The organism is Devosia riboflavina (assembly GCF_000743575.1).
Classification (GTDB): Bacteria; Pseudomonadota; Alphaproteobacteria; order Rhizobiales; family Devosiaceae; genus Devosia; species Devosia riboflavina.
The window spans coordinates 22399-43406 of the sequence record NZ_JQGC01000025.1; the positions used below are offsets into that span (position 1 = coordinate 22399).

Below are 21008 nucleotides of genomic sequence, written 5' to 3' on the forward strand. Positions count from 1 at the left end.
CCATGACGAAATTCGAGACGGTTCAACGCCGCGGCCCGCTCCGCATCCGGGAGCCTGCGATCTTTCCGATCCACGCGGGAAAACGCGTCATCGTCACTGGTGCCGCCGGTGGTTTGGGAAAGGCAATTGCGGGCCTCCTGGTCGCGCAGGGCGCTAAAGTCGTCGTCGTCGACCTCCGCCAGGAGGCAGTGAACACCGCGGCCAATGAACTGGGTGGCAGCACCAAGGGCGTCTTCGGCTATGCGCTCGATGTCGCCGACGAAGCCGCCGCGGCTCTGTGCGTCACCCAGTCCATCACCTGGCTCGGGGGCATAGACGGGCTCGTCAATTGCGCCGGCATCGTCCTCCACGCCGACCCTCTCGCCATTTCCCGCGCCGATTGGACGCGCCAGTTCGAGGTCAATCTTTTTGGCGCCTATGAGCTTGCGCGGCTCGTCGCCAAGCAGATGATCGTCGATGGCATTCACGGCGCCATAGTCAATATCGCGTCGGAAGCCGGCAAGAAGGGTCATGTCGATTCCATGGCTTATAGCGCGAGCAAAGCCGCCCTGATCAATCTCACCCGGACGCTCGCCGAAGCACTGGCGCCCTATGACATCAACGTCAATTGCGTCTGCCCCGGCGGCATGTCGACGCCGATGCTGCGCGAGGTCGCGGCGGTTTATTCCGGGATCACTCAGACGCCCGCCGACGATGTCTTTGCCCAGATGCAAAGTGCAACTCTTGGGCGCCATACCGAACCGCGCGAGGTGGCGCGCGTCGCTTCATTCCTCCTCAGCGACGAGGCCATGATGATCCGCGGCCAGGCCGTCAATGCCGATGCCGGCGACACCCCTTATTGAACCGGAAATGCCGATGAACGCTCCCCTTTCTTCTGCTCCCGCGACGGCACCCGAGGCCTGGGCCATCAATGTCGATCATGTCGGTAAGACTTTCACGCTCGATGGCGGCAAGGAACTGAAGGCCATCGACGATGTCGATATCAAGATTGGTCAGGGCGAATTCGTCGCGCTGCTCGGTCCTTCCGGCTGCGGCAAGAGCACTATCCTGCGGCTTGTCGCAGCGCTCGAGGATGTCAGCACCGGTCGCGTCACGGTGGAAGGCAGCAATCCGACGGCGCTCTCGCGTGCTCATCGTCTTGGCGTCGCGTTCCAGGACCACGCGCTGCTGCCGTGGCTGACCATCCGCGACAATATTGCCTTGCCCTATAAAGTCGCCGGACGGCCGGTGGACGACAAGCGCATTGCAGAACTTTTGGCCCTCGTCGGACTTTCCGGCTTTGAAAAAGCGCGGCCGCGGCAGCTCTCTGGCGGCATGCGGCAGCGCGTCTCCATCGCCCGTGCCCTCGTGTTAAAACCCGATGTTCTGCTGCTCGACGAACCCTTTGGCGCGCTGGATGCCGTTACTAGGCGCCACATGAATGTCGAACTGCAGCGCATCTGGAGCGAACAGCGGATTACGACCCTTCTTGTGACGCACTCCGTCGAGGAGGCGCTTTTCCTTGCCGACCGGGTGATCGTCATGAGCGGACGTCCGGGCCGAATCATCAAGGAGATTCAGGTGCCTTTCGCCCGGCCGCGCAGCCCCGATGTGCAGCGGACCATGGAATTCCACCATCTGGCCGACGAACTGACCCTCGCGCTCGAACCCGAGGGGCATCATTGATGAAGATGACCGCAGAACGCTGGCAGTCCCTGACCCTGGGCATTGTCGGCATTGCCCTCTTTCTCGCCGCCTGGGAAGCCATCGGCGTCAATCGCCTCGCCGGCCTCACCTGGCCACCGCTAAGCGCGGTGTTCCAGTTCATGTTCGATCCCACCAAGGCCCAGCTTTTCATCCGGGCCATGGAAGCGAGCTTCTCGATGGTGATCCTGGGCTATGTCACCGGCAGCGTCGTCGGCATCGCCCTTGCCGGGCTCGTCCATGTCCTCCCCGTCGTCCGCCCCGGCATGGATCGGTTGGCCAGCGTCATCCACGCCATCCCCGCTATTGCGCTGGCGCCTCTGTTTATCGTGCTGATCAGCCGCGAATTTACCGGCATGGCGATTGCCGCGCTCAATGTCTTTTTCATTCTCTATGTCTCGACCACGTCGGGCCTCAACAACTCGACCGCCGGGCACCGCGACCTTTTCCAGGTCCTAGGCTCGAGCCGTACGACCCGGCTGCTGCGCCTCGATCTGCCCGCGGCCCTGCCGGCGGTCGTCAGCGGCATGAAATATTCGGTGCCAGCGGCCTTTATTGGGGCGATCCTCGGCGAGTGGTTCGGCTCCTCGCGCGGGCTTGGCCTCCTTATGGTCAGCGCCATGCAGAACTTCCAGATCCCGCTTCTCTGGAGCGCCGTCTTCATCGCTTCCACGGCCTCTCTGATCGTCTTCGGCCTCATGGGCCTTCTCGAACAGTTCGTTTACGGACGGTACAAATGAGCCCGGTCTCGCAAACCAGAAGCCCCCTCGACTGGGTCAAGACAGCGATATCTCGTTATTGGGGTGTCGTCGGTGTTCTCATCGCCTGGCAGGCGTGGGTAACGATCACGGGCGTCAATTCCATCGTGATTCCCCACCCGATCAATGTCGTGGGCGACCTCGTCTTCAATCCCGGCGTCTATCTCGCCAATGCCGGCCAGACGCTCTTCCTCGCTGCCGCGGGCCTGATCCTCGGTATGGCGCTTGGCACCATGGTCGCGATCGTCGCCTGGTCCTCGCGCATTCTCAGCGGCATTCTTGTCCCGCTCGGGCTGATCTTTTCCTCGGTCCCCGTCGTCGCCCTGATCCCCGTCCTCGCACGCCTTCTCGGCTATGACGTGAAGACGGTCCTCGGCATCGTCATCATCATTTCCTTCTTCCCCGCCTTCGTCTTTACCGCTGCCGGCCTCAAGTCGCTCCCCCCAGGCAGCAGCGATCTCTTCAAGGTGTTCGGGGCCAGCCGCTGGACCCGGTTTGTCCATCTGGTCCTGCCTTCGGCTGTCCCCAACTGGATGATCGCCCTTCGCCTTTCGGCTCCACCGGCGGTTCTGTCGGCCATGCTGGCAGAATTCCTCATGGGCAAGAGCGGCCTGGGATTCCTCTTTCGCCAGTCGGCGACCGAATTTGCAACCGAGCGCGCCTTCGGCACCAGCGTGATCGCCACCGTCATCTCGGTTCTCTGCTTCACCTCCGCTGTGGCCGCGGAAAAATTCATCAACGAAAAGTGGAAGTGAGCCCATGCCCCACAGGATCGAAGACCTCAAACCCTGCATAGCCACCGTGCAGGTGGACAATGAACGGGTGAGGGTCACCCGCTACACTTTCCTCCCTGGCACCGATACCGGCTGGCACACCCATGGCCACGACTATGTCGTCGTGCCGACCCGCGCCGGTACGCTCACCATCATCGAGAGGGATGGCTCGACGCGCGAGGTCGCCTATGTGCCGAGCGAATCCTATGCCCGCACCCTCGGCGCCGAGCATGACGTCGCCAACCTCTCCGATGACACCGTCGAATTCGTCGAAATCGAACTGAAGTAGGACCAGATGACCACCAAGGTAATTCTCCCGCCGGATCCATGGCAGAACGTAAGGACGCTTCATGGCCTGCCGGCCGACGAAGTGATCTCGGGCCTCCAGAAGAGCCTCAGGCGCGGGCTCGCCGAGACTGCTCTGCTCATCGCCTATGAAATGTACATGACGAGTGCCGAGATGGAGGAAATGCTCTGGTCCCGCCTCATCGTCATTGCGGTCGAGGATGTCGGCTATGGCAATAAGGACCTGATCGTCCCGATCGACGCGCTCTATCGCAACCATTCGCGCTATCCGCGCCCGATCGGTGATCGTTTCCTCTTCGCTGCTCACGCTATCCGCCTGATCGCCGACAGCCCCAAGGATCGCACCACCGACGACATGGTCAATTTCGCCAAGCTCGAAAACCAGGTGCGCGGCAAGGGTCCCGAAGTGCCCGATTTTGCCATCGACATGCACACCAAGCGCGGCTGGGAAATGGGCCGGGGCTACGAGCATTTCATGACCGAAGCCAGCCGCGTCGAAAACAAGATTTCCGATGTCGACACGTCCTATCGCGATCGCATCATGGCCGCCATCGCCGCCGGCGAGCTCACCTGATGAAGAAGGTCTATATTGCCGGTCCGGAAGTGTTCTTTCCAGACGGGGCCGACATCATTAAACGCAAGGGCGAACTGGCCCGGAAATATGGCTTTATAGCAAACAGCTTTGAAGCCGGCGATTTCCCGTCCGAAAAGTTTGCCTTCGGCATGGCCATCAGCAAAGCCAATGAAGACATCATGCGCGGGTCCGATTTCGTCCTCGCCAATATGACGCCCTTTCGGGGCGTCTCGACCGATGTCGGAACGGCTTACGAAATCGGTTTCATGTGTGCATTGGGCAAGGATGCCTTCGCCTACACCAACGATCCGCGCTTTTACGATGTCCGCATCAGCGATGACTATTACGCTGGCAAAGTTGGCCCCGCCGCCGATGGCATGATCCGTGGGCACAGCGACGGCTGGATGGTCGAAGACCACACCATGGTCGACAACCTCATGCTCGACGGCGGCATTATCGCCCGTGGCGGTCTCGTTGCCCGCTCGCCCGATGGTGTGACACTCCCTTGGAGCGATCTTTCGGTATTTGAATTGGCCCTCAAGGCCGCTCGCGCCTTTTACGATAAAGCATCATGACCCTTCAAAAGGACGCCACCGCACTCGCCGCAGATCTCGCGGCGGGGACGATCTCGGCAGTGGATCTCACGAAAACGGCGATTGCCGCCATCGAGGCCGGGGACGGCGCCATCAATTCGGTGGTCATTCGTGATTTTGATCGCGCTCGCGCCGCAGCCATCGAGGCAGACAAGCGTCTCGCCAGCGGCGAGCGCCTGCCGCTCCTCGGGGTAACCGTCACGATAAAGGAATCCTTTGACGTGGCTGGCCTTCCAACCTCTTGGGGCCTCGACGTCTTCCGTGATGCCATAGCCACCGAGGACGCGGTGACCGTCGCCCGCCTCCGCGCTGCCGGCGCGATCATCCTCGGCAAAACCAACGTGTCCGAGGGACTTGCCGGCTGGAACGCGACCAATCCGGTCTATGGCCGCACCGACAATCCCGTCGCTCCCGGCCATACGCCCGGGGGATCGTCGTCCGGCGCGGCGGCGGCCATCGCCGCTGGCTTTTCTCCGCTCGACATAGGCTCCGACTTGGGCGGGTCTATCCGCGGCCCCGCCCATTTCTGCGGCATCTTCGGGCACAATTCCACGGCAGGGCTTTTGCCCCTCCGCGGGCATGTCCTTGCCGGCCGCAAGGCGCGGCTCGACATGTCGGCGCCGGGCCCGATGGCGACCAGTGCTCGCGACCTGGCTCTCGGCCTCTCGATCATGGCCGGCCCGGACCTTGATGACGCCACCGGCTACCACCTCGCACTGCCCGCTGCGCGGCACAATACCGTCGCAGATTTCCGCGTTCTGCTGCTTCCTGAACACCCCCTCGTGCCGACCGAAGCCAGCGTTCGGCAAGCCGTTGAAGCGTTTGGATCAGATCTCGCCCGCCGTGGTGCTGCCGTCCGATCTGCGCGTGGCATCATCCCCGACCCAGCCGAAAGCACTGCGGTCTATATGGCACTGCTCAGCGGAGCTTTGGGCCTTGGTCAATCACCGGAAGCGGCCGCAACGGGACGGGCAAAGGTTGCCGCTCTCGATCCCGGTGATCAGTCCATATCCGCCATGCGCCTTCGCGCTGCCGTCATTTCGCATGCAGACTGGCTGGTCGCCAACGAAGCGCGCGTCAAATTGCGCTGGGCCTGGCGTGAACTGTTCAAGTCCTATGACGTAGTCATTTGCCCGCCGACTTCGGTTCCCGCTCTAAGCCACGCAGACGCCGCCGCAACCCGCATAACGGTCGATGGGCAAGCCATCGACGCTGGCGATCCCGTGGTTTGGGCAAGCCTTGCCACCGCCGCCGGCCTTCCTGCCACGGTCATGCCGGTCGGTAAGACGTCCGACGGTCGTCCGCTCTGCGTCCAAATTATCGGCCCCTATCTCGAAGACTATACCCCCATCCGCCTCGCCGAACTGATGAGCCGTGCCTGATGCAGATTGAAGCCATCGGCGCGGTGCGGACGATCCTTGGGGAATCCCCCGTCTGGGATGTCGACAAGGATCGGCTCTATTGGGCCGATAGCCTCGGCAGAAAGATCTTCTGTGCCGCTCCTGATGGTTCCGATCTCGAGCAATGGGATACGCCAGCCAATATTGGATTCATGGTTCTTTGCCGCTCGGGTCGCGGTCTTGCGGCGATGAAAACCGGGGTGCACTTCATCGACTTTCAGGACAGCACATTTTCCCTCATTGCCGCTCCGGAGCCCGACCTCCCCAACAACACGCTCAATGACGGCAAGGTCGATCGTGCTGGGCGCTTCTGGTTTGGATCGATGGACATTACCAGCCAAACCGAGGGCGGCACGCTTTATAGGCTTGATCCCGATCTGACCCTGACCGCGATACACCGGGGCGTGACCATCTCGAACGGACCGTGCTGGAGTGTTGACGGCCGGACTTTCTATTTCTCCGACACGCCGCGCGCCCTGGTCACTCAATTCGAGTTTGATCTCGCCACCGGCACACTATCAAACCCTCGTCCATTTCTTCAGCACGACCGCAGAGATGGCAGTGGAGTCGATGGCGCGACGGTCGATGCGGAAGGCTACTATTGGTGCGCCCATGTCTATGGCGGCCACATCGCTCGATATGCGCCGAACGGCACGTTGGATCGGACGATCGAACTGCCCACAGGCGCAGTGACCAGCATTGCCTTTGGCGGTCCCGACCTTGAGACAATTTTTGTGACGTCTATGTCGAAATCGCTACAAAGCGGCGGCATGCCGGATTCAATCGACGCCGGAGCGCTCTTTGCCATACGCGGCCTCGGCATTCGCGGCCTGCCAGAACCCAAGTTCGCGGACGTCATCTAGCTCATAGGCGGTGCGTTCGCCGAAGATGTGGAATATTCGCCTGTGACCGACTGGATAGGACTTTCCCCCGCGGCCTTGGCATTGTTTGGCGCGGCCATTTTTGGCGCGGCAGTGCTTCGTGGGTTTAGCGGCTTTGGCTTTGCCCTGGCAGCAGTTCCCTTGGTCGCGATGATCGTGGCACCGGCCCGGGCCGTCGCCATTGTCATATTGGTGCAGACGGTGATGGGGCTGCGCGACATTGCGCAACATCATGCCATTATCGATCGGTCAGGCGTGGTGCGACTGTCGCTGGGGGCGCTGATTGGCACGCCTCTTGGCGTAGCGGCTCTGCTTCTGCTCGATCCTCCGACGATCAGGCTATGCATCGCGGCCATAGTGGGCATCGGGGTGCTGTTCCTGATACAAAAACCCCATCCCCCTGCGCAGCTACGCCCATTGCTGGCCCTCGCGACTGGCTTTTTGTCCGGACTGTTTGGAGGGCTGGCCGCTATGCCAGGGCCGCCCGCCGTCGCCTACTATCTGTCAGGATCGACATCAGCCAATGTCGCACGCGCTTCGCTGATGGTCTTTTTCTTCCTGACATCCGCGCTAGCACTACCCGGATTGATCCTCGGCAACCTCATCGACATCCAGGTCGTGGCACTCTCCTGCGGTGCTCTGCCCCTAATGCTTGTCGGCACAGGCGTCGGTTCGCGCCTTTTCAAGCTCGCTCCAAGTTCGTCTTACAGGGTGGTCGTACTTTCAGTTCTGATCGCGATGGCCGTGAGTTCTGGTTTGCAGAGTATTTTGAACCGCTAACGGATCCCAACCTCAAACGGGCTAGAAGCTTTTGGGACGGCGTGGACTGGTTCGGATCGGCATCGGTTAGTCGCCCTTGCACCCCATTGCGGTCATTCAGCAGGCCGCTTACAGCTCCCGAAAGCTGCCTTTGGTAAGGATCAAGTTAGCGGTCAGCGTGAGGACTGCCTGGTCTGATCACAGTGCGATTATGTAAAGGGGGCTTACGCGGCGCCAAGCCGACCGTGAGCCACGTATCGCCAATTCTTCGACCAGCGTCCACGTCATGCCACCAAACAGGAGTGTAGCGGCGGCGTTTAGTGGATATCGGCTTACTGCTTCTGCAACGCGCATAGCAAAGATGTGACATTTGCCGCATCGCTCGAAAGGTCAGGTAGCTGGCGCAGCCCCAGGCGTTCGCCCTCGCAGTCTCCACTACGCAGCCTTGGCTTTACGTCGACGAAACGTCGTTCTCGGTTGAGGGTAATCGATTTGACCTATCGGGAATGGAGGAAACGTTTACCTCAACTTTCATGCCCATATAGCTATCGCGGCTCCCTATGAAGTTGCCGGTGAGCGGCCTGGCCTGACTTGGCTCCCGCGCCACACCAACACGAATAAGATCCCTACTACCCAAGATGCCGTTGGTTGGGTCGAACTCCAACCAGCCGGCGCCGGGGAGGAAAACTTGAACCCAGGCGTGGGTCGCGCCACCGCCTCTGAGGAACTTGCCATCGCGGGTAGGGACGTAGACGTAGCCGGTGACAAATCGGGCGGCGAGTCCCAAGGCTCGGCACGCTTCGATCATCAGCCACGCGAAATCTCTGCAGGTTCCTTTTCGCTGCGATAGCGTGAGCTCTGGAGCCTGGGTCCCGGGCGTCATGCGGCGCGAGTACACAAAGCTCTCCTTGATGCCTACAGTCATGGTCATGAGGAGATGGCCAAGCTCTGTCTCCATGCCTGCGCGCGTAAAGCCTCGTGCCCACTTTTCAAGCTCAGTACTGGGGTGATGCACCCGTATGCACGGCGCAAGATCGGGAACCATGCCCTCCGGGTACAGCAGCGGCCATGTCTTGGCCGAGGTATCTATGCTGAAGTCCGGTCCAGCACTTGGCCTATGATCGACTGTGATTTCCGTCTCGAACCGAAGCTCGGTTGCCATGGAATCGAAAGTGACGGCGGTGACGCAGTTGCCGAAGGGATCGAGCATCCATTTCACCTCTTTAGGATTTGGCGAAACGGACAATGCTGTGCTCAGCAATCGCTGGTCGTAACTGTCGCGCGGGCGGAACATCAGGCGATGCTGACCGAACCCGACGGGCTTCGAATAGGCGTAGGTACTGGTATGGCGGACGCGTAATATCGTCATGCCGGAAAAAGGCCACAGAAGTGGCCCGGTTCCAAGGAACTTTCCGAGTACTGCTTGGCTTTCCTGTCCACCACCGGAGGGGCCCATGCGCTTTCTGATCGACTGCACACTACAATACGAAGCGTTGACTGAGACCACATTGATCCTCAACGTTGAGGCGCAACATGGCGAGAGACAGCGCATCGTGCGCGAGAAGCTACTGATTCCAGACGGGGTCTCCAGCGAGACTCACGAAGTGCCCGAGACGAGGAATCGGTATCGCCGGATGATCCTGCCTGTTGGCGCGCACCGCATTCGCTATCGTGCGGAAGTCGAGACGAGTCCCGCCACTTTTGACGTTGAAGAGGTTTTGTCCCTCCCGGTCTCGGAACTACCTTTCGAGGTTATGCCCCACCTCCATCCATCACGGTATTGCCCTTCGGACAGACTGGGACGCTTCGCGTGGAGGCAGTTCGGCGACATTGCCTCCGGGCATGAGAAGGTCGAGGCGATCTGCAACTGGATATTTGAGAATGTCGACTACATTGCAGGCTCCAGCGACAGCAGCACGTCGGCGCACGAGACGTTCACATTCCGAGCAGGTGTCTGCAGGGACTTCGCTCACCTGGGCATCAGCTTCGCCCGGGCGCTAGGCATCCCGGCGCGCTTCGTTTCCGTCTATGCCTCGGATCTCAAGCCGCAGGACTTTCACGCGGTGTTCGAGGCTTACCTTGGCGGTCGTTGGTACATCTTTGATGCCACTAGGCTGTGTTCCATCGACCGGCTTATCAAGATTGCTGTGGGGCGAGACGCAGCGGACAGCGCTTTCGCAACGTACTATGGCCAGCTCAGTGGACCACCGAAGTCAATAACTGTGCGTCATGTCGACGGCGACCGCGAGGCTGACGAGGATTGGACGGTGGACGCCGTTAGCCTTTCCAACTGATCGGCCTTCAAACAAAGCCACGGGCTTTGTCATAGAGGTGTGCGTTCGGCACTGTCGGGAACGCGCCCTCATTCGGGACTTTCAGGCCGCTTTCGCAACTTCCCAAAAGCATAGGTAATCGGGCTGGTTCTGAGCATGAGGCGAGCTCCCTGATGTGATTGTGGTCAGAACGACCACCGAGAAGCAGGGAGACTATGATGGGATATTATATGGTGTTGACGGTTGAACGCCTCGCCGCCATGTTGCGATGACGCGCCAACCCCGGATACGATCGTAGAGACCCCAGCGTCCACTTCGCGCCCCATTCCGGCCGTCCTGAGGCATTGGGAAAATCCAATGCCCTTACGCACGGTCTATTCCAAGGTAGTTCGGGCCTTGATCGTCAGAAAGGCTTTCAAGTTCTACCCGCCCCATGCCAGTACCCTTCGGGTCTGTTAATATCCAGGCCACCTTTTTCTCGCCGTTCCCCAACTGCAACTTGAGCCCGGCGCAGGGCCGCGCGTTTTCTCGCCACCTATAAGCAGGGTGGCACATTCACGCTCCCGCCGGGTCAACTTGTCCCAAGCCATCGGGGGTCTCCATTTCCGAAGAAGCTAATGACGCCGGTCAGGCTCGGCGAACCGCTGGCATCCTTCTAATCGGTCTGACCTTTGCGTGGTCGACCCAGAGGTTGGGCGGATTGGTATCCTGGTCGCTGACCTCCTCGGACAATCCTTCATCTTCGAAATCAGGATCCCCATCGAGGACATCGACGATAGCGATGAGTTGCTCGATAATTGTGCTCAAAGCTTCCCGTGTGTGCTTATCCATTGCGCCCTCATATAAGCTTCAGGCCGCGTAAGGATCTATGTCCGTTGCGACCAACGATAATGTGGTCATGGAGCGTGATGCGGAGAGGTTTGGCGGCTTCCTCAATCTCTCGCGTCATACGCACGTCGGCGGCGGATGGCGAGGGGTCGCCCGAGGGATGGTTGTGGACCAGAATAATGGCCGATGCGGAGAAATCGAGGGAGCGCCGAACAACCTCGCGAGGATAGACCTGGGTGTGGTCCACCGTCCCGACCTGCATCACTTCGTCAATGATCAGCCTGTTTTTCCTGTCGAGGAAGAGAATCCGAAGCTGCTCAACGCTCTCGAACGCCATAGCCGCCCGGCAGTATTCGATGAGCTCAGACCACGAAGAAAGGATCGGCCGGTCATTCAGTAGGTTATCCTTGGCGACGTGTTGGGCGATGCTCAATGTCAGTGCCAGATGGGACGCCGTCTTGACGCCGATGCCCTCAATCTCCATGACCAGTTTGGCGGGAGCAGCAAGGACCTGCGGAAGCGATCCGAACCTTTCGAGGAGAGCTCGCGCACATAATTTGCTGCCGCGAACCCCGAGAGACGGCCGCAATAGGTTGCTTAGCATCCGCTCCTGCGTGTGCCTGTCCCAGAGAATTGGCGGCCTGGAGGAAAATGGTCCGACGGACGACTCCGCAAGCCCCTCATTTTTCTGCATTTCAGGCCGCCTTCAGAGGGATTGAAAGCGAGAGGAGGCCACCTGTCACCTTGCCCCAGCGACGGGCACCAGCGAGCGCCGCTTCGGAAACATCGAAGTACGCGGGGAGCCAGTCCTCGCCGCCGATATCGATAGGATCACCGTGGATGTAGACGTTCCAGCCCATGCGCTTCCAGATCGCCAGCCATTTGACGTCTTGAATGCCACCGACCTGGCGGTAGCCCTTTGCCAGGCAGTACTCCATCACTGCCGCGCAACATTGGGCCTTAAGCACGAGGCCGCCGCCCTCGCGGCGTTCGGGAACTACGAAGCCACGGGTCCACTCCACGATGCTCGAATCTCGCGGCATCGGGATGAGGCTGCAGCTGTTCGGAAACACCTCGCTGAGCAGGTGTGGCAGGTGGGTCGGCACCAGCCGGGAGCCAGCCACGAACTCGTCGCCATCCATGACGACCAGATAAGCGGCCGCTGACGTATCAAACGGGTCGATTTCGAGACCGTCGGGAGACTGTTGCACCCAGCCGAGCTCTTCGGCGTAAACGGCGTGCCTAGCCCGGAAAAAGGCGTCGAGTTCAAGCTGGAAGAGGTGTTCGTTGTCGCGGGTAACGAAGTGGAATTCCATGGTTGCCCCCATTGCTGATGGGAACAACCTGCAACTGGCTAAGGGATGCTACTATTGTCCGGAAGGACGGTTGACGCTGGGTCTCAGCGCCAAAAATCTATGCAGCATAGATAGTAAGCTCGGACCGCTCACAAAATGATTTGGCGGGATTTGAGCGCGCGAGCGACCGCATGTGTCGTCGTCGTAGCGTTGAGTTTCAGGCGGGTATGGGCGAGGTGTTCCTTCACAGTTCGCTCCGATAAATTCAGAATATCACCGACGTCGCAGGCGTTCTTGCCATTGGCGATCCAGCGCAGAACTTCGCGCTCCCGCTCCGTTAGCCGGCCAAAGGGTCTTGCCTTCTGATCGTAAATTTCGACAGCGCGCATTTCGGCGTGAATGCAGACTTGGTGAAGCATCGCGCGAGAGAGAGGAGCCAAATCCACCGGTCTGTCGGCCCCGAGTGAGACGACCGCCTGAACGCTCGAAGGGTCGCCCATGGGAAATCCAATGCCATCTGCGAGGCCAAGCGACTTCGCTTCGGAGGCAATTCGGCCGGCGACCCGAGTGCGTGGTGCCGCGTCCCGGGCTTCCTTCCAAGAGAACGGACGAGCCTGCGACAGCGAAAAGAGGCTCACCGGGTCGTGCCAAAAGTAAGCGCCTTCTCGATATCGATCGAGCCAGTTCGATGGCCAGCTATGAGCGATGACATAGGGTTCAGCATCTTCCCCGAGCGCCGGCAGACGCGTCATCATGAAATAGTCAAAACCATATCGCTTCAGTGCACCGGCAAAGTCGGCGACCAATCCTGTCAGTGTCTCATAGTGCTGACAGCGCTCGATAAACTCTATCGCTACGTCGACCAGCTCCCCCAATGGACCGCCCTCCGTATAATTACGGTCAGCATTCTATTCGGCGGCAAAACTAGTTCACAGTTCTGGGTTTTGCCAAATTTTACCAATGGCAAGGATAAATCACAATTGGCGACGCAACCTGTTTCTGCTAGCCGCCCACCGAAAACTCTCGTATTTCTATCAAACTCTGCTGCCGCACTATACGAGTTGGCCTTGAGTATTTGCGATGCTCGACTCTTTCTTGGAGTGGCTGGTTATCAATGATCGCTGACTTTCGGTATCAGACTGTGCCCGGCCGCGACCAGGTGGTCATCAAGCTCTTTTGGGAAAACAACGAGCCCATGGGTCGCGTGATCGTTCCGAGCGCTATCGAGCAAGAGATGGATGAGGCCGACATGCCCAAGGCCGAGACGTTTCCGGTTTTCACCGCAATCGGGTACGGCGTTTTGCTCGCTGGGAAATCGCAGCGGCCTTTGTGCCTCACTGGGGACCGCAGTGTCTGGGACACCAATTGGGGCCGGCTAAAGGAAGCTCATTGACGTCCGGGAATGATCTCGATGATCCTGACATCCCTGCAATCGTCGCCGAGCGATCGGAGAGCTGCAACGACGTCGAGCATGCGTTCGTCAGCGCACTCAGCCTGACGACGGTGTTCGGGAACACTATGGAGGCCCTTGAGCACATTTCGAAGGCGAGCGATCTCCTGCTCACGCGATCGGGCCTCTTCGAGCTGCTGAATATAGGTGCTCATTTCAGTTTAATTCCAGGAGGGTTGCAGCGATCGCCTCATCGATATGATCCTCAATCTCAAGGAAGATCGCTGCGATGACGGCCCGGCGCTCAACGTCGTTGACTGCCTCGGCGGCGTCGATCTTGACCGCGAAGCTTCGTAGCTTGTGGTCGACGCGCAAAGAAAAGCCAACTCGGAATTCGATGAGCCCGAGATCACTCCAGAGGTCGACCATGAAGGTCTCGACATAGAGCTTATACTGCCCGATCAGTGTCGTGCTTAACCGGTCGACATATTCCCGCATCGAAGCCCCCCGCCTATCCAGCTTATCCCTCTTATCCCCCGTGAGTCATATGCTGGTATTGTGCGTGACAGGCACACAGATACGGAGGAACCGATGACCAGCGGCACCAGGAGAACTTTAGCTCAAATTCTCGGCGCAATGTCGGTTGCATCCTGTTCGGCATTGATCTTGGCCCCAATTGCAGCCAGTCACGCAAAGTGGGAAATAGCACTCTCTGGGCTATTTCTGTCTGTTCTGCTAGCACTCGGTGCTGTGGTGGTGCAGAGACACTAGATCCTATCACTGTTGACTTCAAATCCCTCCAATGACAACGTAAGGATTGGGGGAGAAAACATCTTGAAAATACTTATGGGAACTGCAGCCGCCGTGGCGTTGCTGCTTTCGATCGATACGGGCGTATACGCTCAGAGCGACATGGACTGCAAGGATTTCAGCTCCTGGCGCGAAGCTCAGGAATTCTACGAACGGAGCGGTCCGGGCGACCCCCATGATCTTGACCGCGATCGGGATGGCGTTGCCTGCGAGAGTTTGCGCTGATCTTCAGAGACGAGTTTTTGGTGTATGCATTTGCGTAGACATCACGTCCCGCGAAAAGTTCAAAACCGCCAGCTGCAAGGCGCACCTTTGAAGACATTCAGAACGTCTCCGCGAAATCCTGAAAGCGGACACTTTTGGAGTCAATTCGTGCGCGCACGGGCCTTCTAATCTACAGTGAACCCTAGCCTCCAAAAGCTCTCGAAAAGCATCACGTTATCCGACCACATCCAGCAGAAGTTTTAGGGCTAGTATGAGTAGCAGACCTTGGATGATCGGGCCGAACCAGCGCTCGGGTACCAAACTGGCCACCCGCGATCCAACGAACATGCCTGCTAGCATCGGAAAGCACGCCAAAGCGCTGAGAGCGAGAAGCTCCTGATCAAGTAATCCCGTAAGGCCAAGCACCACGACCTGGGTGGCCCCACACAGCAGGAAAAAGCAGGAGATGGCTCCGCCGAAACTGCGCCTTTGCAGCCCCAGCGCACTGAAATAGGTTACTGAAGCCGGTGCCGACAGGCCCGCTGCGCCGTGAAGAAAGCCCGACAACAACCCGGCAGGTACAGAAACAATACGAACTTGCCCGGCGGTCAGCACCCAGTGAGGCCGCGTCAGGCGGAAGATTAGATAGGCGAAGACCGTGACGCACAGCACCACGGCGAGCCAGTCGCTGGGCACACGCGCCAATGCCAGACTGCCAGCGGTCACGGCCAGCCCGGCAAAGATCAGGAAACGCCCAAGATAGGGCACGCTACGGATCTCCGAGCGAGAAGCAAACGCCTGCGAAAGATTGGTCGCAATATTTGGAATGAGTAGGATGACCACAGCCATGCGGACATCGTAGAGAATGGCGAGGGCGGGCGCGACGAAGAGCGGCGCGCCGGCTCCCGTGAGCCCCTTCAGCACGCCGCCGCCAAACAGGCAGGCCGCGACAACCACCAATGCTACGGAGTCCATTCCTAAAGCTTCGCTCCATCGTTGATACGCAGGCCACCTCGATCAAAGCGATGCAGATTGGATCGGGAAACCCCGATCGGCAGCGTGGCGCCTGGTTTTATCTCGACCTGTCCGGAAAGAGTCACGGTAACCCCGTGATGGGAGTTTGGCAGCCGGCCATGCAAGATCGTCACGTCACCAAGATGTTCGACGACCTCGACTGCAATCGATCCCAGGCCAACGTCGGCTGGCCCCGCCACCAGATGCTCGGGCCGCACGCCGAGCGAATGCGTCGTGGCGAAGTCACCGGCGATACCTTCAGAAAGTGCCGAGGTCGGAAAGATGTTCATGCGCGGACTGCCGATAAAGGCAGCGACGAATAGGTTCCGCGGATAATTGTATAGATCGAGCGGCGAACCAGTCTGCTCGACACGACCGCCGTTGAGCACCACGATCTGGTCGGCCATGGTCATCGCCTCCACTTGATCATGAGTGACGTAGATCATAGTCGTTCCCAAGTCCCGGTGCAGGTTGGATATCTCAACTCGCATCTGCACGCGCAATTCGGCATCAAGATTGCTTAGCGGCTCATCGAACAGGAACAGACGTGGTTCGCGCACGATAGCGCGGCCGATCGCAACACGCTGCCGTTGGCCGCCAGACAACTGGCGCGGCTTGCGTCGCAAGAGCGGCTCGATCTTCAGGATTTTCGCAGCACGGGAGACACGCTCGGCGATCTCTGCCTTGCGCATCTTTGCTGTCTCCAAACCAAAAGACAGATTCTGATAGACGTCCATATGCGGATAGAGCGCATAGGACTGAAACACCATGGCGATCCCTCGGCGCGAGGCAGGCGCCTCGTTCATGCGCTGGCCATCGATCACCAGATCGCCGCTCGTGATCGGCTCGAGGCCGGCAATCATCCGCAGCAAGGTGGATTTGCCGCAGCCGGACGGACCGACAAAAACCACGAAACTGCCGGGCTTTATGGCTAGGTCAATGCCGTGGATGATCGGTACATCACCATAGGACTTGCAGATATTGGTGAGTTCAAGCGCAGCGGCAGACGAAGTCGGAAGGGTCATCTCTTCATTCCCGTAGTAGCGATGCCCTCGACGAGCATGCGCTGGAAGATGATGAAGATCAGGAAGAGCGGCAGCAGCGAGAGCACCGACATGGCGAACAGGGCGCCCCAGCTCGATTGGCTCGACGCATCGATGAAGCTGCGCAGTCCCAGTTGCACGGTGTAGTTGCCGATGCTGGTTAGGTAAATCAGCGGGCCAAAGAAATCTTCCCAGGTCCAGATGAAGGTGAAGATGGCGGCCGTCGCCAGAACCGGCAGAGAAAGGGGCAACATGATTTTCCAGTAGATGCGCCAAGGGCTGCAACCATCCATCATTGCCGCTTCGTCGATCTCGCGCGGAATGCCCCGGAAGAATTGCACCATCAGAAAGACGAAGAAGGCGTCGGCCGCCAGAAATTTCGGCCCGACCAATGGCAGGATGGTATCGACCCAGCCGGTGTTGAGGAACATCACATACTGAGGGATGAGCGTCACATGATAGGGCAGCATCAGCGTGCCCAGCATCATGGCGAACCAGAAGTTGCGCCCAGGAAAATCCAGTCGCGTGAAGGTAAAGGCCGCCAGCGAGCAGGCCATGAGATTGCCGATGACGGAGATGACGGCAATGACAAGAGAGTTGAGGAAGAACTGGCCAAAGCTGACGCGCAGCCCGCTCCAGCCGGCGACAAAACTATCCCACACGATGGCCGAGGGCCAGAGCGAGCCGCTGTCGAAGATCTCAGCTTCCGGCCGAACCGAGGCCGAGAGCATCCACAACAGCGGATAGAGCATGACCACCGAAGCGGCGATCAGCAGCACGTGGGTTATGGTACGCACAGGCCAGGATGGCGGCGTGATTCCTTGGTCACTCATCGTAATGCACCCAGAAACGCGAGGTCAGGAAGGCGAAGGCGGTAAACAGCGCAATGATCACCAGCAGCACCCAGGCCAGCGCGGCTGCATAGCCCATACGGAAATTTCCGAAAGCCTCCTGGTAGAGGTAGAGTGTATAGAACAGCGTCGAGTTGGCCGGGCCACCTGTACCGTTCGATACGATGAAGGCGGGGGTGAATGCCTTGAACGCGTCGATAGTCTGGATGACGAAATTGAAGAAGATCACCGGCGTCAGCAGCGGCAGGGTGATGAGGAAGAATATCCGTCGCCGCGATGCGCCATCCATCGAGGCGGCCTCGTACATGTCGGTTGGAATCTGGCGAAGACCAGCCAGGAATATGATCATCGGGGAGCCGAACTGCCAGACGGCCAGGGCCACTAGCGTGAGCAGCGAATAGCGAGGGTCGGAGATCCAGCTCGCGCCCTCGATGCCGAACTGCGCAAGGACAAGGTTGAGCACGCCGTTGCGCCCGAAAATCTGTCGCCAGAGGATCGCGATGGCCACGCTGCCGCCGAGCAGCGACGGCAGGTAGAAGATGGCGCGGTAAACAGGCAGTCCCCTGATGCCACGATCAAGCAGTATCGCAATTGCCAGGGCAAAGGATAGTTTGAGCGGTACCGACAGGATTACGAAGACGAACGTGACGCGCATCGACGCCCAGAACTTGGCGTCAGCGGTAAATAGCCGGACGTAATTCTCCAGCCCGACCCAGACGGGCGGCGACAGCAGATTGTAGCTGGTGAAAGACAGATACAGTGAATAGAGCGTCGGCCCCAGTGTCAGGCCCAGGAAACCGATAAGCCAAGGTAGAAGAAACATGTAGCCCGCCAGCGGGCTGCGTGCGGCGTGGCTCATGATCGGCGGTCCCCAACGCGCTGCGCTAGTTGCAGGCATAGGCCGAACGGATCGCGCATGAAGGAAAGGCGGTCGCCGCGAGGCGTTGTCTCGACCGGCCCCAGCGTGGCTGCGCCCGCCGCGACCAAGCGGGCGATATCGGCCTCGATATCGTCGGTCGTGAAGGCAAGGTGGAAAGTATCTGCGCTGAGATCGGCAAGCGGCATCGGATCGGCCGGCTTGCTGTAGAGCTCGAGACGCATGTCGTTATCGTCGGCGATGAAGGCGCCGACGGGGGATTGGCGCCGCATGCTAACCGCATGCATGCCAAGGTGCGCGCAATACCAGTCCGCCGCCGCAATCGGGTCGCCCAGATTGAAGGCAAGGTGCTCAATGTGCATGGTGTCTCTCAGCGATAGTGTGCCGCTATGGCTGCGGGATCGTGTAGGTCGACTTGTCTCGCCGGTCGGGCCCAGTCGAGACCGAGTTCGGAGAACAGATGCTCTTCGGCGAAAGCCTTGGCGATCGCGTCATCGATGCCGGCAAAGACGGTCTTGATAGAGTCATCGACGGTGCTTCGAGTAATGCGATCGGCAGGCAGGTCTTGAATAGTGGCGCCTATATGCGCGCCGTTGACGACCAGGGTATGGACGCGGCCGATGTCAGGTCCACAGATGAACCGATCGGCACCGGACAGGCGGTCGACGATATTGTCCATCATGGCGTCGCGAAGTGCCGGTCCAGACAGGCAATCGAGCTTCTCTGTGCCGGTGTGACGCCTGATCTCGAGGTTGGTGAAGGTCCAGTGGATTTCGCCCTTGTCGCCCCGAACGACGATCTCGGGATCGAGCGATGTTTCGCTACTGTGGGTAGCGAAGAAATAGAGCGGAATGCCGGCCTCTGTGTCGATACGGAGCGCTGTCGTATCGGCGGTTTCGATAGCATGGGCACGGTAGAGTTCGGCGGTAACGGAACGCAGCGCCGCCGATTGCATCAAGCTGGGGCCTGCCAGGAAACACAGCATGTTGAGCTGGTGGGCCATAGCGTTGTTGAACGGGGAATCGAGGACCCAGCGCCCGTCGGCCTTGATGCGTCCGATCCAGTTGCTGTTGTCGTAATAGCGATCAAGGCGTGGCCACATGCCCCGGCACTTGATGGCCTGCACGGCCCCGATGTCGCCATCGAGGATGGCCCTCTTCATCACCATGGTTTCAGGCGCATACATCGTCTGGTAGCCAACGGCGACGAACCGCCCTGCTGTCTTCGCAGCTGCCTCAATGGCATCGACCTCGGACAGGGTTGCAGCAATGGGCTTTTCCACCAGCACATTGGCGCCCGCTTCTAGCGCCGCCACGCTGAGATCAGCATGCGACTGGATCGATGTCGGTACTGTGCAAAGATCGAGTCCGCCTGCCTCAGCTTCGAACAAGGCCTCGGCACTGCGATAGAGCTTGGCGCCTGCCGCGGTGAGGCGCGCCGCGGCTGCTTCATCCTTCTCAGGATGTCGCATCACGGCGGCCCCCAGTGACAGTCGACCCCGCTCGACCTGCCGCAGCAGGTCGGCGATATGCACGCTACCGAAGCCGGTGACGCCGATGACTGCGACCCTAGGCATTGGAGCCTCCGGAGAGGCGAGAGAAGAGGGCGTCATATTCACCACGGTCGAGCGGAAGATCCACTGGCCTGCCGACATGGCTCGACAGGATCAGGGCGTTGGCGAGTTCCAGAGACTGGCGCGCCGAGACCCCGTCACAGATCAGTGGCGCACCGTTGAGGATGGCATCATGCAGGTTGCGATAGATGTCGAGGTGATCGCCGCCCCCTTCCAGCGGCACGAGGTCGACGTCGTCGGCCTTGAGCTCGGGAATGGCTTCCTTGCTGGTCTTGGCAATCTCGGCAAAGTCTGGCGACAGTCGCCGGCGGGATAGCTTGCCGTCGACGATTTGAACCATGCCGGACGTGCCGACGATTTCGAAGCGCTCGGGACGGCCAGCCTCGGCCGTGGTGATATGAAGCGAACCAAGCGTACCGTTGGGCCACTCGCAGATGGCATGCACTGTGTCTTCGGTTTCGATGTCGTGAAGGATCGTGCGGGTCCAAGCGAACACCCGGGCCGGCAGCCCGAACAGGTGGCAGATGAGATCGAGATTGTGGGGGGCCTGGTTCATCAGGACGCCTCCGCCTTCTCCCTTCCAAGTGCCGCGCCAGCCCCCGCCCGCATAATAAGTTTTGGTACGCGGCCAGGCCGCGACCATGTCGATATGCTGGATGGTCCCCAATTCGCCGGCATCGACCAGGGTCTTGATCGCGCGGATATCACCGCGAGCGCGCTGCTGATAGTTCACGGCCAGCAAGCGATCATTGCGCTCAGCCGCTTCTACCATCGCGTCGGCCTCCGACACCCGCACGGCCAGCGGCTTCTCCACCAGCACATGTGCGTGGGCATTGAGGGCATCGATGGCGATCGGCGCGTGATAGGGATGCGGCGTGAGAACCACCGCCACGTCAGGCCGGGTTGCGTCGAGCAGCGCCTGATGGCCTGCAATGAATGGCACGCCCAACTCGGCAGCCCTTTCTTCGCCCAACTTCTGGTTGACGTCGGTGACACCCACCAATTGGGTCGTATCGAGATCGAGCGCCCAGCGGTGCCATTTGAGAATGCCGGCGCCTACGCCGATGATTACGTGCCGAAGCGGGTCGTCTAATCGCCTGGCCGTCAAGAGGTATGTGCAAGC

General features: G+C 59.7%; 27 protein-coding genes. 13 read left to right on the forward strand and 14 right to left on the reverse strand.

The window, feature by feature from the left end:
- The first annotated feature begins 2 nt into the window (after positions 1–2).
- From JP75_RS20090 to JP75_RS20135, 10 genes are read left to right on the forward strand one after another with little or no spacing between them, the layout of a single operon-like run.
- A complete protein-coding gene (locus JP75_RS20090) occupies positions 3–842 on the forward strand; it encodes an SDR family NAD(P)-dependent oxidoreductase (protein ID WP_051960979.1) in 840 nt (279 codons plus the stop codon).
- Positions 843–855: 13 nt separating this feature from the next.
- On the forward strand, positions 856–1665 hold the full coding sequence (locus tag JP75_RS20095) for an ABC transporter ATP-binding protein (protein ID WP_051960980.1): 810 nt from the start codon (positions 856–858) through the stop codon (positions 1663–1665).
- Positions 1665–2423, forward strand: coding sequence for an ABC transporter permease (locus JP75_RS20100; RefSeq protein WP_051960981.1), 759 nt, complete (start codon positions 1665–1667; stop codon positions 2421–2423). The genes JP75_RS20095 and JP75_RS20100 overlap by 1 nt, the downstream gene beginning before the upstream one ends.
- Positions 2420–3196 carry an ABC transporter permease gene (locus JP75_RS20105; RefSeq protein WP_051960982.1) on the forward strand — a complete coding sequence of 259 codons (777 nt, stop codon included), beginning with the start codon at positions 2420–2422 and terminating at the stop codon, positions 3194–3196. The genes JP75_RS20100 and JP75_RS20105 overlap by 4 nt, the downstream gene beginning before the upstream one ends.
- A gap of 4 nt (positions 3197–3200) precedes the next feature.
- Complete coding sequence (locus JP75_RS20110; protein ID WP_035086347.1) at positions 3201–3503, forward strand: cupin domain-containing protein; 303 nt, start codon at positions 3201–3203, stop codon at positions 3501–3503.
- A 6-nt stretch (positions 3504–3509) separates the two neighbouring features.
- Positions 3510–4094 (forward strand): ATPase AAA, encoded by a 585-nt coding sequence (locus tag JP75_RS20115; RefSeq protein ID WP_035086348.1) that lies wholly within the window; start codon positions 3510–3512, stop codon positions 4092–4094.
- Positions 4094–4669, forward strand: a complete 576-nt coding sequence (locus tag JP75_RS20120; RefSeq protein WP_035086349.1) for a nucleoside 2-deoxyribosyltransferase — start codon at positions 4094–4096, stop codon at positions 4667–4669. Before JP75_RS20115 ends, JP75_RS20120 begins: the two co-directional genes overlap by 1 nt.
- Positions 4666–6069, forward strand: a complete 1404-nt coding sequence (locus tag JP75_RS20125) for an amidase (RefSeq protein WP_035086351.1) — start codon at positions 4666–4668, stop codon at positions 6067–6069. Before JP75_RS20120 ends, JP75_RS20125 begins: the two co-directional genes overlap by 4 nt.
- Positions 6069–6950, forward strand: coding sequence for an SMP-30/gluconolactonase/LRE family protein (locus JP75_RS20130; protein WP_035086352.1), 882 nt, complete (start codon positions 6069–6071; stop codon positions 6948–6950). Before JP75_RS20125 ends, JP75_RS20130 begins: the two co-directional genes overlap by 1 nt.
- A gap of 42 nt (positions 6951–6992) precedes the next feature.
- Positions 6993–7748, forward strand: coding sequence for a sulfite exporter TauE/SafE family protein (locus tag JP75_RS20135; protein ID WP_051960984.1), 756 nt, complete (start codon positions 6993–6995; stop codon positions 7746–7748).
- Between the two features lie 430 nt (positions 7749–8178).
- On the opposite strand, the gene JP75_RS20140 is transcribed toward JP75_RS20135, so the two are convergent.
- Positions 8179–9096, reverse strand: a complete 918-nt coding sequence (locus tag JP75_RS20140) for a transglutaminase family protein (protein ID WP_035086353.1) — start codon at positions 9094–9096, stop codon at positions 8179–8181.
- A gap of 85 nt (positions 9097–9181) precedes the next feature.
- Here JP75_RS20140 and JP75_RS20145 point away from each other — a divergent pair, with 85 nt between their 5' ends.
- Complete coding sequence (locus JP75_RS20145) at positions 9182–10021, forward strand: transglutaminase-like domain-containing protein (RefSeq protein ID WP_035086355.1); 840 nt, start codon at positions 9182–9184, stop codon at positions 10019–10021.
- Between the two features lie 606 nt (positions 10022–10627).
- Here JP75_RS20145 and JP75_RS20150 read toward each other — a convergent pair.
- The 4 genes from JP75_RS20150 to JP75_RS25525 form a co-directional block, all read right to left on the reverse strand.
- Positions 10628–10831, reverse strand: coding sequence for a hypothetical protein (locus tag JP75_RS20150; protein WP_035086356.1), 204 nt, complete (start codon positions 10829–10831; stop codon positions 10628–10630).
- 7 nt (positions 10832–10838) lie between these two features.
- A complete protein-coding gene (gene radC, locus JP75_RS20155; protein WP_051960985.1) occupies positions 10839–11522 on the reverse strand; it encodes a RadC family protein in 684 nt (227 codons plus the stop codon).
- Position 11523: 1 nt separating this feature from the next.
- A complete protein-coding gene (locus JP75_RS20160; RefSeq protein WP_051960986.1) occupies positions 11524–12144 on the reverse strand; it encodes an acyl-homoserine-lactone synthase in 621 nt (206 codons plus the stop codon).
- Positions 12145–12272: 128 nt separating this feature from the next.
- The gene (locus JP75_RS25525; RefSeq protein ID WP_152565929.1) at positions 12273–12998 is read right to left on the reverse strand and encodes a LuxR family transcriptional regulator; all 726 of its coding nucleotides are present in this window, start codon (positions 12996–12998) and stop codon (positions 12273–12275) included.
- A 239-nt stretch (positions 12999–13237) separates the two neighbouring features.
- Here JP75_RS25525 and JP75_RS20170 point away from each other — a divergent pair, with 239 nt between their 5' ends.
- On the forward strand, positions 13238–13516 hold the full coding sequence (locus JP75_RS20170) for a hypothetical protein (protein WP_035086357.1): 279 nt from the start codon (positions 13238–13240) through the stop codon (positions 13514–13516).
- On the opposite strand, the gene JP75_RS20175 is transcribed toward JP75_RS20170, so the two are convergent.
- Positions 13510–13728, reverse strand: coding sequence for a hypothetical protein (locus tag JP75_RS20175; RefSeq protein ID WP_035086360.1), 219 nt, complete (start codon positions 13726–13728; stop codon positions 13510–13512). The two genes, JP75_RS20170 and JP75_RS20175, sit on opposite strands and share 7 nt — an antisense overlap.
- Before the next feature lies 1 nt (position 13729).
- The gene (locus JP75_RS20180) at positions 13730–14011 is read right to left on the reverse strand and encodes a hypothetical protein (protein ID WP_035086361.1); all 282 of its coding nucleotides are present in this window, start codon (positions 14009–14011) and stop codon (positions 13730–13732) included.
- Positions 14012–14347: 336 nt separating this feature from the next.
- On the opposite strand from JP75_RS20180, the gene JP75_RS20185 reads away from it, so the two are divergent.
- Positions 14348–14548 carry an excalibur calcium-binding domain-containing protein gene (locus tag JP75_RS20185; protein WP_201772963.1) on the forward strand — a complete coding sequence of 67 codons (201 nt, stop codon included), beginning with the start codon at positions 14348–14350 and terminating at the stop codon, positions 14546–14548.
- Between the two features lie 213 nt (positions 14549–14761).
- On the opposite strand, the gene JP75_RS20190 is transcribed toward JP75_RS20185, so the two are convergent.
- From JP75_RS20190 to JP75_RS20220, 7 genes are all read right to left on the reverse strand, one after another.
- Positions 14762–15502 (reverse strand): sulfite exporter TauE/SafE family protein, encoded by a 741-nt coding sequence (locus JP75_RS20190; RefSeq protein WP_035086363.1) that lies wholly within the window; start codon positions 15500–15502, stop codon positions 14762–14764.
- Positions 15503–15504: 2 nt separating this feature from the next.
- Positions 15505–16566: an ABC transporter ATP-binding protein gene (locus JP75_RS20195; RefSeq protein ID WP_035086364.1), complete on the reverse strand. Its 1062-nt coding sequence runs from the start codon at positions 16564–16566 to the stop codon at positions 15505–15507.
- A complete protein-coding gene (locus tag JP75_RS20200; RefSeq protein ID WP_035086365.1) occupies positions 16563–17417 on the reverse strand; it encodes a carbohydrate ABC transporter permease in 855 nt (284 codons plus the stop codon). Before JP75_RS20200 ends, JP75_RS20195 begins: the two co-directional genes overlap by 4 nt.
- Positions 17410–18294, reverse strand: a complete 885-nt coding sequence (locus JP75_RS20205) for a carbohydrate ABC transporter permease (protein WP_035086366.1) — start codon at positions 18292–18294, stop codon at positions 17410–17412. The genes JP75_RS20200 and JP75_RS20205 overlap by 8 nt, the downstream gene beginning before the upstream one ends.
- On the reverse strand, positions 18291–18674 hold the full coding sequence (locus tag JP75_RS20210; protein ID WP_035086367.1) for a VOC family protein: 384 nt from the start codon (positions 18672–18674) through the stop codon (positions 18291–18293). The genes JP75_RS20205 and JP75_RS20210 overlap by 4 nt, the downstream gene beginning before the upstream one ends.
- Positions 18675–18682: 8 nt before the next feature.
- A complete protein-coding gene (locus JP75_RS20215) occupies positions 18683–19888 on the reverse strand; it encodes a Gfo/Idh/MocA family protein (protein WP_035086368.1) in 1206 nt (401 codons plus the stop codon).
- Positions 19881–21008 (reverse strand): Gfo/Idh/MocA family protein (locus JP75_RS20220; protein ID WP_201772964.1); only part of this gene is annotated, 1128 nt, incomplete at its 5' end. The genes JP75_RS20220 and JP75_RS20215, both read right to left, overlap by 8 nt.